The organism is Synechococcus sp. EJ6-Ellesmere, assembly GCF_024345875.1.
Taxonomy (GTDB): Bacteria; Cyanobacteriota; Cyanobacteriia; order PCC-6307; family Cyanobiaceae; genus Regnicoccus_A; species Regnicoccus_A antarcticus.
This window is the reverse complement of sequence record NZ_JAGQBY010000055.1, coordinates 1-16,856: the sequence shown is the minus strand read 5'-3', so window position 1 is coordinate 16,856 and position 16,856 is coordinate 1. Positions and strand designations below refer to the sequence as shown.

Genomic DNA, 16,856 nt, shown 5'->3' with positions numbered 1-16,856 from the left:
CGGGATCCGCTCCTCAATCGACACGTAGGAGAACAGGGAGCCGCTGCGCTCCCGGTGACCTCGCATCTGGACTGGGCAGTTGGCCCATTTTCGCAGATTTGGGCGGGTTTTTCAGCAAACTCCTAAGGGGTCTCGGCTGGCGACTGCGGAATTTCGTGCTGGGGCCTGGTTGTAAGCGAGGGAAGGAGCGGTCAATGGCCCACAAGATCGAGCCGTGGAACCCCCACAGCGATGCCGGAGGCATCGAGGCCCTGCTTCAGGCGGCGGCGGTATTCGCGGCCCACAGGCCACTGCTGCAGGGGTTGGGTCTTGATCAGGATGCGGATGAGCACGCCGCTGTGGGCAATCTCATCGATGCCGAGCATCTCCGGAGGCTCGAGAATGCGGTCGGCCCAAGCAGGCTCGTGGTAAAGATCTTGAGCCACAGATTCCATCAGGGCCATGACCGCATCCACATCCGCTGCGATTGACACGGTGAGGGCATAGTTCACACGTGACCAGCTGCTGGAGAGATTGCGCACCGTGTCAATGGTGCCGTTCGGGATGCTGATCAATTCCCCATCCAGGTTGCGCAACTGGGTGACGCGCAGACCCACGCTCTCCACCAGGCCGCTCTGGTCGCCGATGCACACAACATCCCCGACCGCGAACTGGTCTTCAATCAGGATCATCAGCCCACTGATCAGATCCTTGAGCAGATTCTGCGAAGCCAACGACAGGGCAAAGCTCAGAAAACCCAGCAAAATTGCCACGGCCTGGGTCAACGCTCCCAGTTGATGCAACTGGTAGAAGATCACCATGCCGAGGAGGAGATAGACGCCGACACGCACCCACGCCTTCAGCGCACGGGACAACGTCGGCGCCCTTAACCTGGCCCGCGTGTCGTCCTGAAGCTGTGCCCAGCGATTCACATACCGGTCAGAGAAGACGTTCCCGGCTTTGATCGAGATCCTGGTCAACATCGCCAGGAAGAGAATCAGCAGCGGAATGCCGATCGTGGCTTCCTTCCCCAGGGTCATGACCCAATCCAGGGGCGCCCATCCCTGGTTCTCGGGGGCAAATGCAGGCCCCGTCGAGAACAGTCCGCGCACGGAAATGCCGAAGACCCAGTTGCTGAAGGGCCGGCTCCAGTAGAAGAGGCCCGCCAGCCAGGCAATGCCGCAGGCCCAGAGCAGGCACTGCCCCCAGAACAGGGAGGAGCGGTAGAAGGAGATCAGACTGAGGCGCTGCCGCAGGGACATCCGCACGCTCAGCCGCCTATGGACATGCAGGATGTTGCTTTCGCTCTCTCGGGATGAGGAGTCTCCATCCGGAGGGTGCTCCTCCTGGATCACCTGGTGAAGCCCGGCGGTGAGCGCCTGGTAAGCCCCAGACAGACGCTTCTGAATGACAGCGCCAAGGGCGCTCGCCAGGAAGAGCAGGACAAGGCCAAGACCACCCCGACGGGCCGCCTGCCAAAGGGCGGGGGGCTGGCGTTGCTCCCAGGCATCCAGAAGACTCATCCGCACCCCGCTGGCGACGCGACGGGCAATGGCGACAGGCTCGGAACTGTCTTCCCGAATCTTGGCCACATCGGCAGGCGTGACCGTGAAGATCAGCTCGGGGGGATCGGACCGGGGGAACACGAGGAACACGTCGTAGCGGGAACCCACCTGTTGCACGAAGGTATGTAGGTTTCGGGCCAGGAGGTTACGAAGCTGGAAGACAGTGGGATCGCGCTGTTGATCCACGGGCTGGGACAATGATCTCGATGTATATCTCGTCATCGAGGTGAGAATCTTCTGTAGACGGCTGTGAATCACATGGGCACGCTCGGACGCTGAATAGGCGGCATCATCCCCTGAGGGCGCTCCCGATGACTTGAAATCAATGAATCCCGAAACTGTTCCGATGATCCGGCCATCAAGAAACACGGGAGACAATTCCACGTTTCCCTGGGAAAAGACAGGCAGAAACTGTGACGAAGTCACTTGTGTCGCCGAGGCCTCAAGAGCAGGAAGAAACTGAGCCTGCACCGGCAGTAGGCCGGTCAGCACGATCAGCAGGCAGCCCAGAGCAGGCAGCAGGCACACCAGCAGCTTTCGCTTCAGAGGAGCCGGTCCAGGGGGGAGAGGGAAGGGCATTCAGAACTTGTAGGTGAGGCCCGAGGACAGGATCCCATTCAGTCGCTTGAAACCTGCTTCGAGAGGCCGTGATCGGTACCGCAGCGAAAGACGGTTCGTCCGCATCCATTGCTTGGTGATCGGCCAGTCCAGCCGGGTTGACGAGCAGAGGAAAGCTTCATCGAAGGACTTCACAGGGGTGGCCAGCGCGAATACCTGGCTCCACTCACTGGGCAGGACTGATGGGAACATCACGACTCCGATACACCAAGGCAGCAATGGGATCCACCTGATCGCGTTGCCTGGTCAGGTTGATGTCTGCCTATTCATAGCGTGGCCCCACGCCGAGCTGCACGGCCTGGAATGAGCTCGGATCCACCCCTTGCCAGAAGTTATAGCCGTAGCCAACAGCGTGCTGAACAGAACGGAGACATCATCGTCGTCGTCCTGGGTCGAGAACGTGCTGTCGTTCACCGCGACAGGCTGATCGATGAACAGAAAATTGCGCCGGTCCAGGCGATGACGGTAACCCGCGAACCCCTGGCTGATCGGTCAGGTGAGATTCAAGTCCCGGGAGCTGTCGTAGTTGATCGAGGCAAACAGATCGGCCTCGAAGTCGTTGCGGGGCCATTGCTTGTAGAGATCGAAGGTGGCCACCGCATTGGCCGTAGTTTTCTCATAGGTAGCAGCACTCACCGCCAGGCCCACCCCGCCCTGGAGCTTCTCTTCGGGAAACGGACAGGACGTGCTCCGCTCCACTGCGGCCCGATGCTGCTGTTCGCTCTCCGCCACGGCGCGACCGGCCTGCTCCTCTTCCCCGAGCTCGGCGTAGGGCCAGGCCGAGGTGCAGCAGAAGAACCTCCCTTCGGGCCACCGCTGCCTCCCCCTCCACCAGCAGGTTGGCCACGGGCAACGGGCAGGGCTGGCTCAGGCAGCGTTCGGCGAGATCGAGCAGCAGCTTGCTTCGCAGCTCGGGATCGGCCTGGGCCCGAATGCGCTGCATCGACGGATCCAGAGCGGCAGCCCCATCCGGCACGGTCGTGGGACTTGAGCCCCTGCGACTGGTGCAGCAGCCCCGGAAGGATCTTCAGCAGAGGCAGCCGGTGCAGGGAGAACACTCCACAAAGAGCTCGCGAAAACGAGGCAGTGGAAACAAGCAGACAGAGCCCTGGGGTGACGATCGACTGTTCTCACGCCAAGCCGTCTCAGACAAAAAAGTTGTTGAGCTCGCTGTACCAACACACTACCGGAAGGTAGCTTAGATGAGCCTTTATTTGAGCAGTGATCCCGGCTCATCACCTCGCAACACTCATCTTGGGAGGTGAGTTTGCACCATAATAAGTATGATTATAGCTTATGGCTACTGGAAATCAACTGCTCCAGATCCGTACACCCCAGACGCGCTGCAGCTGCCGTGAGCCATGGACCGCTCATCCTTCGGTCGCCAAGGCTGGCGCCCTGCGGCCTGATAGAACCGGGCTTCATACACTTTCATCAGACGGCCGGCACTGATCGTCCCGGTCGCGGAAGTTCTCTTGCTCTTCTCCAGCCCGATGGATCCTTTCCGCCGCGGCCCACGGCGCACCCAGCTCCCGGTTCTTGTCCGCAGCCTCCTGGCCGCAGCCCCTCTTCTGCTGGGGGCAGAGCCGGCAGTGGCCCTCGATGAACTCGAGCTCCGCTTGCCCCTGATCGGCGCCAACCTGGTGGTGCGGTTGGATGAACTGAGCAGCGCTGAGGATCTGCTGGCTGGCCGCAGTGACCTGGCCGAGCTCGACCGTGCCAGCGATGGCGTGATCGGGCCCAAAGTGCTGCGGCTGTTCAACCATCCGATCCAGCTTCCCCCCGGCGTGGCCAAGGGGCTGCAGGGCTCCGTGGGCTCACCATTGCTGCGGGAAGCCCTGCTGGCCACCACAGCTCTGGTACGCGTCGATGGTCTGCCCACCGATCTGAGCGGGGAGAAGCTCTCCCTGGCCCTGAGCCTCAGTGAGCGGGAGGGGTCGGTGACGCTGCTTTCCCTGCTGCGGGCCATGCCCGGCAAGCGGGCGTCCATCGATCTGGAGCGCGCCCTGTTCTCCCTCGATCGGCTGCAGCGCCAGCAGGCACCGGCCCAGTCCCTGCTGGCGAAACAGCCTGCGGTGGAAGCCGATCCGGATCTGAACCTGCCGGGCCTCTACACCGTGCGGCGCCGCGAGCTGCAGCTTCCGGTGTCCCATCGCCAGCACCCCCTGCGCAGCGTGGCCCTGCTGCCCCAGGGGGAGCATCCCATTGGCCTGGTGTTCATCTCCCACGGGCTGTGGGATGCCCCCCTGAACTTCGAGGGCTGGGGGCACCATCTCGCCAGCCATGGCTACGCGGTGCTGCTGCCGGAGCACCCCGGCAGTGACCAGGCCCAGCAGGCCGCCATGCTCTCCGGCGCCATCCCCCCACCGGAGCCCGAGGAGCTGGGCCTGCGCCCCCTGGATGTTCGCGCCCTCCTGGCAGCGGTGGATGCTGACCGCTTTGCTCTGGGCCCGATCCCCTCCAAGCAGGTGGTGGTGCTGGGGCACTCGTGGGGGGCGATCACCGCGCTGCAGCTTGCTGGCCTCAAGCCCAGCGACGCCAGGCTTGGCCAGCGCTGCGGGAATCTGAACGATCCCGAGGCGAATGTGAGCTGGGTGCTGCAGTGCAGCTTTCTGCGCTCTGCCAACCAGGCGGATATGGCGGAACCCCGGGTGTTCGGCGTGGTGGCCGTGAGCCCGCCGATGCGGCTGCTCTTCGACCAAGGGGCCTCGAAGGCCATGAATGGCCGGGCCCTGGTGGTGAGCGGCTCGAAGGACTGGGTGGTGCCCTTTAGCCCCGAAGCCCTCACCCCCTTCCAGGGACAGCCGGAAAGCCGCGGCCATCAGCTGGTGCTGGCAGGGGGCGGCACCCACTTCAACCTGCGCCCAGGAGCAGCAGCCGACAAGGCCGTGCTGCGGGGTCTGATGCTCAGCTGGGTGCAACAGGTGTTGGGCGCAGGCAACTCCGCCCGCCCCTCCGCGGGAGCGCCCCCCCTGCTGCCGGCAACCGGCTGGGGAGACGCCAGGGTGCCACTGGTCGAAGCCACCCCCGCAACGCCGAGGCCTCAGCAGACCATCACCGGCCCGCCATAGGACTGGTTCCCACTGAACGAGATGTGGAGTCCCACCAGGTTGTTCAGCTGACGATTGGGTGTGAGATCGCCAGGGTCGGGGGGTCACCGCCCGTCCCAAGACCTCACCAGACCCGCCGAGCCAGCCCCTGCCCAGCCGACGCAGATGAGTCGATAACGGCTGATCCGTCTGCACCTCGATGTGGGAGTGCCCCTCAAAGCCTTTGTGGCGCAATCCAGGGGCAAGCTACACAGTACCCATAGTTGGCTGGCTCGCTTCAGCGCCGGCGGCTCCACGGCACTTGCGGATCAAAGGGCCTGCGCACCGCCCAGCGGCAGATGCTCGATCCGCAGGAATGACAACAGACCGAGGATCGACGACACCAGCGCTGCAAGTTCCGCCGTGTCGCAAAACACTCTCCGCGCCCCGATCCACCGTCAGGAGGGTGACGAACGCCCTGGGGCCGTCAAGCGACTCCATGGCCTCGCGGTCTCTAAATGTTCAGCCCGCGCGTTGTTCCATCTCGTTTTCAATGGCATGGCGGTAGGCGCTGATGAAATGGTTTGGGCCGATGTCACCAGCGGCAGATGTAAAGGCCCACTGCTCACCTGCATGGACATACACCACATTTGCTGCGCTCGTCGGTGGCAGGTTGGGCACCAAGTCTGCCTGGTTGATGACCCTGTAGGCATTTGGAACGATCCTGTTGAAAGCCTCCGCAAAAGTTGGATCCCCCAGCCGTGGAGATGCATAGGTGTACAACCTGAGATTGCTACGCAGTGCAGCGACCTTCTGCGAAATGTCTAGTGCAGCCAGGCTAGCCAACGGTGCACCAAGGCTGTGCCCTGAGAGATAGAGGGGCTTGTTCACATCCAATTGTTGTACGGCTTCAATGATGGCGTTACTGAGGCGACCATAGATCGTGGCGAAGCCGCGATGAACTCTGCCGCGAAAGCCCAGCGTGGGCACATCATCACTGGCAATCTGCTTGGCGTTGAGTGTCTGCAGCCATTCGTGTCCCCGCTGAGTGCCTCTGAGCACCAGGATGTGATGCTCTGGGCACGTGAGCACGAAACCCCAATACACGGGATAGCTCCACTGCTCCACCAAGGCCTGGCTCGCCACCCCCTGAATCCGGATGCGAATCAGGTTGATCCCTGCCAGGAGAGGGTCCTGCTTTCGCCGGTCGTTGAGGGGCACCTGTCTTTCGGCGGTGGCCATGTCAGGCCCTTTAATTGAGGCAACCTGCATGTAGCCAGCCAAGCGTTCCCCGAAACTGGGCAGAGTATCGATGGCGCCCCTGTAGCGGAGATTGAACTTGCCAGTGAGGTATTGCTCTGTAGCCAGACGGCTCGCCAGAATCAACGTCTTCGAGATTGAGCGTTCATAGGGATTCGGTGGAGCTGTGAGGTTTAGCCCCGAGAGGATGCGTTGCACCTCAGCAGTGGTCTCGATATCTCCCTCGATGGCCCGGGTCACGGCTTCTTCAACCGCCTGAGGATTGTTCAGGAATTGGGTTGTAAGCTCTGCCTGCCTGGAGAGAATCGTGCTGCGCCGCAGAACACTGCCTAGCCCCGAAGCCATGCTGCCAACACCCAGGGCAGTCAAAAGAATCGTACGGCGACGCCATTCAGGCATCGTTCGCCTCCAGGGAAATCCTCGAATGACCACGAAGGAACCCATTCATAAAGAACGTATTGAACGCAGCTCCCAGGGTCCAGGCTCCACTCATCAGCCCTGCCGACAGGGCAAAGCTTTCAATCCCTGGCACAATGGCACCGAGAAGTTCCAGTGAGCACCAGGCCAGCAACGCGATCGCACATGCACCTACGGTAAGCACCATCTGGCCAAGCACCGCGATCGGGTTGAAGCTGATCGCGAAGCGCCAAAGACGCGCGATATCCCAGACCATCTTGGCCACTAGCAACACTGTGATCACAAGCACCGGGGTGAGAAACTCCCGAAACAGCCCGAGGATGGCCAGCCCCAGTGCGTAATCCACCACCATTCCCTGCACCGCTTCATACCGCCCAACGATGCGCTGCTGCACTCGCTCCTCGGTGTCTGTAACACGTAGGTGGCCAGTAATCATCCGGGGATCTAGCACAAGCTCCATGTTTCCAAGCATCGCATGTCTTTCCGGGAAATGAGCACCATGGAGACTGTCCTTAGCTGTGTAGTGTCACCAGGTTGTTCCGGCTGACAAAGGGGTGTGAGGCCGACAGGGTTGTGGTGCGACCCAACAGCCCAAGACCTCACACCCCATGCCTACACACTCCAATACCTGCCTGGCTAGGGTTGGTATGAATAGGAAGAGCTGGTATTGCGATATTCAAAGATTTCTATGGGGGCAATCCGAATGGCAATGTGCATGGTATGGACTCCCATGGGCTGGATCGCGTTGAAGATGCGTTGATCAAGATTGTCAATGTTTTTCTGATCCTCAATGAATTCTTCATTGGCTGCGCCGAAAATATTCACATAGGCTACGCCATTAACTAATTTGGTATCAACACGATGAATCAGATTGACATCTCGGAATCTACCGTCTCTGTGCAGTCCATGTAATTCGAGCTGAACTCTGTTGTCCACTGCAAATTCATGCAGCGATGTCCCAAGTGGCCGAGAAAGCATGAGGGCAACGAGCAGACCCAGCGCAAGTGATTTAAGCGCCTTGCGCAAACTTCCGTAAGATTGGAGTACAAAAACCAAACAGGCCGAGATCGTTATACCTATCAGGTTTGCTAAAAAGAGTAGGGATGCTCCGCCTGCAACATCGAGATTTGTGACATAGAAATTGCCGAATACACCCGTCATTGCGCTTCCTCCGGCGAGCCCGATTCCCACAACGCACAGGGGAGGAACCAAAGCTACTGCAATCGCCACTCCCGCAATTGAGCTGGCGATACTCATCCTTGTCAATGAGAATGCGCCAGCTGCTCCAGCTGCAATTGCAATCCCCAGATCCAGCATTGTTGGACGAGTTCGACTTAGAAGTTCTGAGCCAACAACATCCCACGGCGATAGTACCGTCACAAGAAAAGCCACTCCCATGGCCAGGAAGGAGCCCAGCACTATTGTCAATCCTGAGCGCAAGAACAAGGCCCAATTACCAGTTGCAGTAGCAAATGAAAGGCTGAGAATTGGATTCATCAGGGGTGCCACTATCATGGCGCCAATAATTACTGCAGAGCTGTTCGTAATCAGTCCCAGGGTTGCAATTATCGATGCCAGCGTGAGCAGAAAGAAAAATCCAAATGAGGGAATAGACCCTGCAGTTCGAGATTTAGCCAGCTCCTCGGCAGGTACCCTTGGCTCAAAGTGAATCTTCCATAGTGGTTCGATAGTTTTCAACAACTTACTGAACGGCTGAAGGATCGTCATGATGATGTAGTGCGTGTCGGGGCCGCTGTTACTGCTGGCCTGAACTCCTCAAACCCCCGGATGCCGAATCAAAGGGCTGACATCTTTCCTGACCCCGGGGGCCCCAAGGATATAAGTTCTTCAATTCTGGTGTCGGGCTATCCAGATGCGCTGTAGCACCACCACCAACAGTGCCGTACTGCATCCCACAAGGAGCAGGCCGGAAAGTGCCTGACAGCCAGCCACCAAACGCCAATGCACTCCTACCGTCACATCCCCATAACCCAGGCTCGTGAAGGTGACCAGGGAGAAATACAGTGCTTCGCTGAACGAGTCCAGCGCTCCTCCCAGGTCATAGAGGAGGGCCCACAGCATCACTTGCAAGACGGCGGTGGCAAACAGCACAAACAACGAGAGCATCATGGCGATGGCCGAGCGAACTGAGCGTGCCTTGGACCATCGCTCGAATGTGCGGCTGTAAATCCAAGCGAGCACGATGTTTGTAGCCGCCATCTGCAGCAGCGTACCGATCAACAGCAGCATTAGGCTCAAGCCCAGCTGCTGTAGGGTGTTGCTACTATCAATAGTGGCGCGCTCTGTTATCACCCTTGCGATGCCAGGGGATGTGGGGATAATCACCCAAGCCAGTCCAAAGACGACGGCCAATAGGCATGACCTTCTTATTCTTGAAATTGTCATTATGGTGGAGGCTGTTCAATGTAAACCAGCCCCACTTCTTGCCTTGGCAAAGGAGACTGGCTTGACAGGCAATGTACTTCGGCACGGCAATGAAGTATCACATAATCTTTAAATGTCTCACAATCGCCCAAGACCAAGTGATGTTGGAGAATTACTTGATCCCTCCTCGCTGCCATGGTGGTGATAGAAAGCATAAAACGGGAACAGTTGTTGGCCTTCCAATGGGGTTAGCAATCGCTCTAAGCCTTGAAGTTGAAAGCCCTCCTCGTCATCCAAGACTAACTTGATCGAGCCATGCTCAGCTGTTCTGGTATGGGTCAAGCCAAGCATGCCTGCAAGCCGGACATGATGTAGCGCTATGCCCAACGCGGTGATGCCCGTTCGGTGCAGTGCCTCAGGCGGAAACCAGTAAGATTCAACGCAAAGACCCATGTGATGAGCTATCTCCTTCCTATCAGTACTCTCTGTTCTTGTCAGAAATGTTGCTGAATGGATCAGGCATTGGTTGCAGAGTAGTTTACCATTTGGCAAAGGTTCGTTGCAAAGTCAACTCGATGGGTCGGTCAAGCGCGTGAATCTCTCTCCTCGGATCCGATTCGGCCTGCGCCTTGCCCTGGCGATGGTCCTGGCCTGTGGGGTAGCCCTGTCGATGGACTGGCAGAAGCCGTTCTGGGCAGGCCTCTCCGTGACAGTGCTGAGTCTGGACAGCGCCGGCCAATCCCTGCTGAAAATTATCTTGCGCATTGTGGGAACTCTTGCGGCTGCTGTGGTGGCCCTGAGCCTGATTGCACTGTTTCCTCAGGAACGCTGGTGGTTCTTTCTTTCCCTCTCGCTGTATGAGGGATTCTGCTGCTACCGCATGCTGGGCAGCCCCTATCCCTACGCCTGGATGGTGTCAGGATTTGTGGCTGCCATCATCGCGATCGATGGTGGACCGCCTGACGGCCTCACAGACTTCAACGTCGCCATGGAGCGCCTGCAGGAAACGGGAACAGGAATTCTTGCCTATACCTTCAGCGGCTTTCTCATCCCCACCGGCAGCACGGGAGGCACTTTCCAGGCCAACATCTTGGCGATGTCGCAACGGCTTGGCTCCCTGCTGGAGTCATGCCTTGCCCCCTACGCGGGCAACAGCACGAGCGATCCCCAGATGGCAAAGGATCTCCGGCAACTCGATGCCGAGGCCGCCACGCTCGAATCCTTGGTGGCGCCAGCCGCGCTGGAAAGTGGCTCCATCTGGAGGGAACGTCGCCGCTGGCACCGTGCAGCACTTGGTTTGAGGGCCCTGCCCCGGGTTCTGAACCACGTTCGACTGGCCGGATTGGGTCTGGCTGAACGGGAACGACTTCTGTTGGAACCTTCCGTGAGCCTCCTGCACAAGGGGGTGGAGCAACGCTTCGCAGCGATTGGGCAAGCCATGGCGGGGCAATCACCAGGATCGCCGCCGCCATCTTCACGGTTGCTGGGGCCGATCTCGCCCGAGAGGATGGAGTGCTCGATGCAAGAGCGAGCCCGTCTTCAGGCCAGCTGGAGGCCGTTGCAACATCTCGACGAGCTCAGCGCTCGCCTGTGGGGCCTCATCCATCCAGACCCATCCGGCAACGACCAGGCCTCTTCTTCTGGCTTGCGGACGCATCTGTACGTGCGGCTGGCCATGATCGATCCGGATCACCTCTGGCTGGCCAGCCGACTGATGGTGCAGATCTGGATCGCTGTGCTGCTGTGGATCTACCTTCCTGGTCTTCCCCTTGGACTCACGATCATTTCCTTGATGCCAAGCATCGGCCTGACGATGGCCCAGACGCCGATGCTCAGAGGGCAGACCTTGGTCGCACCAGCACTTCAGGCTCTTCTGGCGACTGGAGTGGTGTATGTCTTTGTGCTTCCCAGGTTGGATGGATTTTTTGGACTCGCCAGTGTACTGGCCATGGCGAGCTTTGCGATTGGCACTTACTACTACAAGAATGCCCCAATGAGGACGCTCACATTGTGTTTGTTCATCGTTGCCTGCAGCATTCGAAATCAACAGACCTATAATTTCATTAACTTTCTCAATCTCAGTATCGCCGTCTTCATGGCATTCGCTATTTCAGCATTTTCGCAGGACCTGCCTGTTTCCTGGCTTCCTGAAAGGCAGGCCCTAAGACTGCTGCGACGGCTGATGTTCAGTGCCAATGCGATCGTCGAATTAACGACGCACATGGCCCGCACCCCGCTCCGATGGCCGCAAAGGATCCTCCTGGCCTTCCATCGTAAAGCGGCCCGCGACATTCCAGCCAAATTAGCGTCGCTGGCTGTAAAATTGCCGCTTCAGGTGCTGAAACTAAACCAAGCTCAAATAGATGAGCTGGTGAATGCCGTTCAATCAGTATCGCTGTGGCTGGAAGAATGGAGCGAGGCCACTCCGCAACTGAACGCCCCTTCATTCAACCTGCCATCTGCTTCGCTTCCTGAATTTCGTAAATCCTTGGAGGACGGCGTGCTGCCATCAGCTCCCTTTCACCTGGTGTCTGCGTTGCAGGCGGTGGAGGCCATCAATAAGGGTTGCTCCTTCCAGCTCAAGGGCCTCCCCGCAGACCAAGCGAAGGGACGTGAAACGGTCCGGCTTACGCTGTGGCTTGGCTGCGGTTTTCGTCTTGAATCGGCCATGCGTGAGTTGCAGGGGATCGCCGGTTGGTTTGAATGGGAGAGATGGAGACAATCACGCTTTTGCTGACCCTGTTGTTCTCGTTGCAACGCCATCCTCCTCGCGAGGCTGAAATTCGTGGAGTTTTCTTTGCTCCACTATTTCTATGCGTTCTGCTCGGAATGGCGGCCGCCTGGGGCACTGCCACTGCTCTGAGCAAGGCTAATCTTTTCCACTATTTCGAGAACCCGTTGCTTGTGTTTCTTGCCTTCACTATCATCTATGCGGTTATTTTCAGCTTCCTTCTCGTGCCAGCATAAAGATGAACCCCAAGCTGCGCCGCCATCTCCCCACCACGATCGTGGTCGTTGTCGCCCTTGGCTTGCTTGGGGTTAAAACCTGGGATTACATTCGCAATCCCTGGACTCGGGACGGCCAGGTGCGTGCCACCGTCATCCAGGTGACATCCAGAATTTCCGGCCCGATCATCCGCCTGCCGATCAAGGACAACCAACCGGTAAAGAAAGGAGAGCTTCTGTTTGAGATCGATCCCAGCACGTTTGAAGCCAGTGTGGCGCAGGCGAAGGCCGATCTTGAAAACACCCGCGATCAGGTGAGCGCCCTGGCCAAGGAGGTGGAAGCAGCCAGAGCCAACGTGAAGCAAGCGCGCTCAGTGATCAGCAAAGAAAAAGCCGTTCTAACCGGCCTGAATGCGCAACTGATTGACAGCAAAGCCAATTTCGACCGCGCAGCACAACTGATCAAAGCCGGTGCTATCACCAGGCAGCAATACGACGATCAAACAGCTTCCTATGCCACGGCCCAGAGCAGCATCGCAGAAGCCGAGGCCGCGATTCTGCAGGCAGAAGCCGCTTTGCTTCAGTCGGAAGCCTCCCTGCAACAGGCCATTGCCAAACTTGGGGCGCCGGGTGATCAGAATGCCCAGGTGCGAGCGGCAAAATCCGCCCTGCGAAACGCGGAACTGAATCTCGAGTTCACCACCGTTCGTGCCCCGGTCGATGGGCTCGTCACCAACCTCAACCTGCAACGGGGCAGCCAGGCGGTGGCGAATCAGCCAGCCCTGGCCCTGGTAGACAGAAACAGCTTCAGGATCGATGCCTACTTCCGTGAAACCTGGATCGGCAGAATCCAGCCGGGAGATCAGGCCACGGTCACCCTGATGAGCTATCCCCAGCAGCCCCTTGTGGGCAAGGTGGAAAGCATCGGTTGGGGCATCGCCCAGGACAATGGCAGCACAGGCGAATTCCTGCTGCCGACTGTGAATCCAACCTTTGAGTGGATTCGCCTTGCCCAGAGAATTCCCGTAAGAATCGAGGTCGAGGATTTACCCCCACAGGTGATTCTCCGCCTTGGCAGCACAGCGTCCGTGTTGGTGAAGACAGGGACCCACCGCGGGCCTTCTGATTCTCCAACCCCATAACAACCCCAAACATGCGATCAACGCTGTTCCAGAGCCTGGGCCCTCTCACCCGCAGCACCCTCGTTAGAGATGGCGTAGCGGGCATCACCCTGGCGGCCCTGGCGATACCGGAGGTGATGGGTTACACCCGAATTTCCCAGACGCCTGTGATCACAGGGCTTTACACCCTGCTGCTGCCGGTGCTGGCCTTTGCGGCCCTGGGCTCCTCCAGGCACCTGGTGGTGGGGGCTGATTCAGCCACCGCGGCGATTCTGGCGGCCACCTTGATCGGTGCGGCGGCTCCTTACTCGCCCGAATACGTGGGCCTCACCGCCCTCACCGCCCTGGTGGTGGCGGTGATGCTCCTGCTTGCCGCTCTGTTCCGGTTGGGCTTCCTGGCGGATTTCCTTTCCCGCAGCGCCCTGATCGGCCTGCTCACCGGTATTGGCCTCCAGGTGGCTGCAGGAGAATTGGGCGGGCTGATCGGTCTGCCGAGGCAGGGATCCGGAGCCTTCGAACAGGTGCTGTCGGTGTTTCAGCGCCTCAGCCAGGCCAACGGGCCAGCAACGCTTGTGGCGATGTCGGTCTTCGTGGTGATTCTGGTGGCAAAGAAATGGGCCCCACAACTCCCCGGGGCCCTGATCGCCGTGATCGGAGCCGTCCTGGCGAGCTGGATGCTGGATTTCCAGAGCCATGGCATCGGTGTGGTGGGAACCGTTCCCAGTGGTCTCCCCAATCTGTCCCTGCCCCCGCTGCAAGGGATTCGCTACGACAAGATCTTCGCGGCAGCCGGGTCCTGTTTCCTGGTGATCATCGCCCAGAGTGCCGCCACCTCCCGGGCCTATGCCCAGCGCTACCAGGAAACCTTCGTGGAGAACCGGGATCTGATCGGCCTGGCCTGCGCCAATCTCGGCGCCGGCATCAGTGGCACCTTCGTGGTCAACGGCAGCCCCACCAAAACGGAGATGGTGGATGCGGCAGGCGGGCGCAGCCAGATCACCCACCTGACCACCGGAATCGTCGTGCTCCTGGTCCTGCTGTTCCTCACCGGGCCACTGGGTCTAGTACCCAACGTGGTCCTCTCCACGATTGTGTTCTTGATCGGGATCAAACTGATCGACGTACGGGGTATGGCTGAGCTTTACCGATTGCAGAGAAATGAATTCGTGATCGCTGCCCTCACGGTGCTCAGCGTGGCGCTGGTGGGGGTGATGGAGGGCATCGCCCTGGCGGTGATCCTCTCGTTGATCGACCAGGTGCGCCACACCTATCGGGCCCGCACCTGCCTCTGGACCCCCGATCCTGAGCGTCCCGATGGATTCCACCTGCAGACGGTGGCCATTGCGCCGGGTGTGTTTGCCGCTCCTGGAATTCTGGCCTATCGCTTTGAAGCCAACCTCTTCTATGCCAATGCCGATCACTTCAAGGAGGAGATCCTGGCTCTGATTCAGCAGAATCAGCCTGCGATCAAGGGCCTGGTGATCGACGCCACCGGCATTGATGACATTGATTATTCGGCCGCAAAAACACTCACTCAGTTGCGTAAAGAGCTGGATGGCCGGGCCTTGGAACTGGCCGTAGTGGTCACGTCCCAGCATCTGATGCACCAGCTGCGCAGGTATGGCCTCGAGAGCGCCACAACCAACTTCCATACCGTGAAAAAAGCAGTGCGTGAGCTCTCTGCTGGCCTGGAAGCTGTCAATCCCAAACTCAATCTCTCAGAAAAGCCAGTCGTGTGACTTCATCCTGGGACCTTGGCAGACGCTGCCTCATCAACAGAGAAGAGAAGCAACGGATCACGAGGCGAAGGTTTCTGATCGGATCACTGCTCATGCTCCCCGAAACGGTGATTCCCTCCTGAATCAACACGGCTTGCTTCGCTGGCCGGTCAGCCTCAGTGGGCCTTGATCCAGGAGCCGTAGCGGCGGGCCAGGGGGGAGGCGCTGAGACCATGGGCCAGGATGCTCAGCAGGATCGTGAACGTCACCACCGACACAATCTGTAGGCCGTGGGGCAGGGCCGCATCCAGCACCAGCACGGCGAAGACGATGCTCGCCAGCCCACGGGGGCCGAACCAGCCGACGAACAACTTGGTGGGCAGATCCCGGCCCATTCCGCCCATCACCAGGGCCACCGGCACCATGCGCACCACGGTGAGGCTGAGGACGGCATAGGTCAGGGTGCTCCAGCTGAGCTGGCTAACGGCCACCACGGCCGAGGCGGAACCGAAGGCCACCCAGGTCACCAGGGAGAGGGAGTCCCCCGTTGCTTCGGCAGCCACCAGCTCCTCGGCCTTGCTGCGACCGGTGAGGGCGCCGTACAGCAGACCTCCGGTGAAGCAGGCGATGAAACCGCTGCCGCCGAGCTCCTGAGCCACGGCGAAGCAGGTCAACGGCAGGGCGATGGCGAGCAGAGGTTGCCAGTCGTCGCTGATCCAGCGGCGCTCCCGGCAGCGGTCGCGACCCCAGACGGCCGCGAAGGTGATCGTCCCCCCCAGCAGCAGGCCGAGCCCGAGTTGCTGCACAAACAAGACGCCCAGGATGGAGAGGGTGTCGCCTCCCGGAACAGCCTGTCCGGCCATGGCCAGCAGGGCCAGCAGCAGAGGAACGCAGATGCCGTCGTTGAGGCCGCTCTCCACGCTGAGGTCTTCCCGGATCGCCGCTGGCACCAGGGGGTTGGAGACCACCGGTTGCCCCAGGGCCGCATCGGTGGGGGCCAGCACCACCGAAAGGATGGCCACTTCCATCAGCTGGAGATCGGGAAACAGGACGGCTCCCACCACGACCCCCAGCAGGATCGTCAACGGCAGGCCGAGCGCCAGCAGCCGAACGGGCAGGCGGGTGTTCCGCCGCAGCACGGACAGGTTGGCGTTGGCGGCGTCGGTGAACAGGATCAGGGACAGGGTGAGCTCGGCGATCACCTTCAGGTTCTCAGATGTGGGCCTGATGCTCAGCCAGCCCAGGACGGCCGGGCCCAGCAGCACTCCCAGAATGAGGAACACCAGGGCACCGGAGATCGGTGAACTCCTCAGCCGGGCCGAAACGAGGCCGTAGAGATAGACAATGATGGCGATGATCGCCAGGTCGAGATAGCCATCCTTCATTGCTGCATGGCAAACTTGCCGGCATCCAGCCCAGAGCTCTAGCAAAGCGACAGCCTCCTGCGCGCCACGCCCTTTCAGGCAAGCCGGTACGTATGAGGCTGATTGACAAGCGCCATTTCAACCTGTTCGAGGCCCTCCTCCACCAGGTGGCCTCCGGGCTGGTGTCGAAGTCCGCCGTGGCCTCGAGCACGCCGGCGACCTCCGCGCCTTCCTTTCCACCACCAACGGTCGCACCATGCCTTGCAGGACAGGACCGGCCGTGTTGGCAGCAGATGCCCAACGGATTCGCCATGAATCATCTACGTTGGGACTCCTGAAAAACGGCCGACTCCATATCTCGCCGTAACGGGCGTCTGAGCTGGACTTGTGCAGGCTATGGCCACGTCTATGCGGTGACTGGCCAATCGTTCCAGCTTTCGTCGGTAAAGGCCCA

General features: G+C 59.8%; 12 protein-coding genes. 5 read left to right on the top strand and 7 right to left on the bottom strand.

Annotation, left to right across the window (positions count from 1 at the left end):
• Positions 1-191: 191 nt before the first annotated feature.
• Both KBY78_RS16285 and KBY78_RS07725 read right to left on the bottom strand, forming a co-directional pair.
• Entirely contained in the window at positions 192-1,730 is a 1,539-nt protein-coding gene (locus tag KBY78_RS16285) for a mechanosensitive ion channel family protein (protein ID WP_255143103.1), read from the bottom strand.
• 924 nt (positions 1,731-2,654) lie between these two features.
• Positions 2,655-2,894, bottom strand: a complete 240-nt coding sequence (locus KBY78_RS07725) for a hypothetical protein (RefSeq protein WP_255143102.1) — start codon at positions 2,892-2,894, stop codon at positions 2,655-2,657.
• A 761-nt stretch (positions 2,895-3,655) separates the two neighbouring features.
• Between KBY78_RS07725 and KBY78_RS07720 the strand changes: the two genes are divergently transcribed.
• Complete coding sequence (locus KBY78_RS07720; RefSeq protein WP_255143101.1) at positions 3,656-5,233, top strand: alpha/beta fold hydrolase; 1,578 nt, start codon at positions 3,656-3,658, stop codon at positions 5,231-5,233.
• A gap of 480 nt (positions 5,234-5,713) precedes the next feature.
• On the opposite strand, the gene KBY78_RS07715 is transcribed toward KBY78_RS07720, so the two are convergent.
• The 4 genes from KBY78_RS07715 to KBY78_RS07700 form a co-directional block, all read right to left on the bottom strand.
• Positions 5,714-6,850, bottom strand: coding sequence for a lipase family protein (locus tag KBY78_RS07715; protein ID WP_255143100.1), 1,137 nt, complete (start codon positions 6,848-6,850; stop codon positions 5,714-5,716).
• Complete coding sequence (locus tag KBY78_RS07710; protein ID WP_255143099.1) at positions 6,843-7,262, bottom strand: hypothetical protein; 420 nt, start codon at positions 7,260-7,262, stop codon at positions 6,843-6,845. The genes KBY78_RS07715 and KBY78_RS07710 overlap by 8 nt, the downstream gene beginning before the upstream one ends.
• A gap of 242 nt (positions 7,263-7,504) precedes the next feature.
• Entirely contained in the window at positions 7,505-8,596 is a 1,092-nt protein-coding gene (locus KBY78_RS07705) for a DUF389 domain-containing protein (RefSeq protein WP_255143098.1), read from the bottom strand.
• Between the two features lie 120 nt (positions 8,597-8,716).
• Complete coding sequence (locus KBY78_RS07700) at positions 8,717-9,241, bottom strand: potassium channel family protein (RefSeq protein ID WP_255143097.1); 525 nt, start codon at positions 9,239-9,241, stop codon at positions 8,717-8,719.
• Between the two features lie 604 nt (positions 9,242-9,845).
• Here KBY78_RS07700 and KBY78_RS07695 point away from each other — a divergent pair.
• From KBY78_RS07695 to KBY78_RS07680, 4 genes are read left to right on the top strand one after another with little or no spacing between them, the layout of a single operon-like run.
• On the top strand, positions 9,846-11,990 hold the full coding sequence (locus KBY78_RS07695) for an FUSC family protein (protein ID WP_255143096.1): 2,145 nt from the start codon (positions 9,846-9,848) through the stop codon (positions 11,988-11,990).
• Entirely contained in the window at positions 11,966-12,220 is a 255-nt protein-coding gene (locus KBY78_RS07690; RefSeq protein WP_255143095.1) for a DUF1656 domain-containing protein, read from the top strand. Before KBY78_RS07695 ends, KBY78_RS07690 begins: the two co-directional genes overlap by 25 nt.
• A 2-nt stretch (positions 12,221-12,222) precedes the next feature.
• Positions 12,223-13,341: an HlyD family secretion protein gene (locus KBY78_RS07685; protein WP_255143094.1), complete on the top strand. Its 1,119-nt coding sequence runs from the start codon at positions 12,223-12,225 to the stop codon at positions 13,339-13,341.
• A gap of 11 nt (positions 13,342-13,352) precedes the next feature.
• Positions 13,353-15,059 (top strand): SulP family inorganic anion transporter, encoded by a 1,707-nt coding sequence (locus KBY78_RS07680; RefSeq protein WP_255143093.1) that lies wholly within the window; start codon positions 13,353-13,355, stop codon positions 15,057-15,059.
• A 155-nt stretch (positions 15,060-15,214) separates the two neighbouring features.
• On the opposite strand, the gene KBY78_RS07675 is transcribed toward KBY78_RS07680, so the two are convergent.
• Positions 15,215-16,423 carry a sodium:proton antiporter gene (locus tag KBY78_RS07675; protein WP_255143092.1) on the bottom strand — a complete coding sequence of 403 codons (1,209 nt, stop codon included), beginning with the start codon at positions 16,421-16,423 and terminating at the stop codon, positions 15,215-15,217.
• Positions 16,424-16,856: the final 433 nt, after the last annotated feature.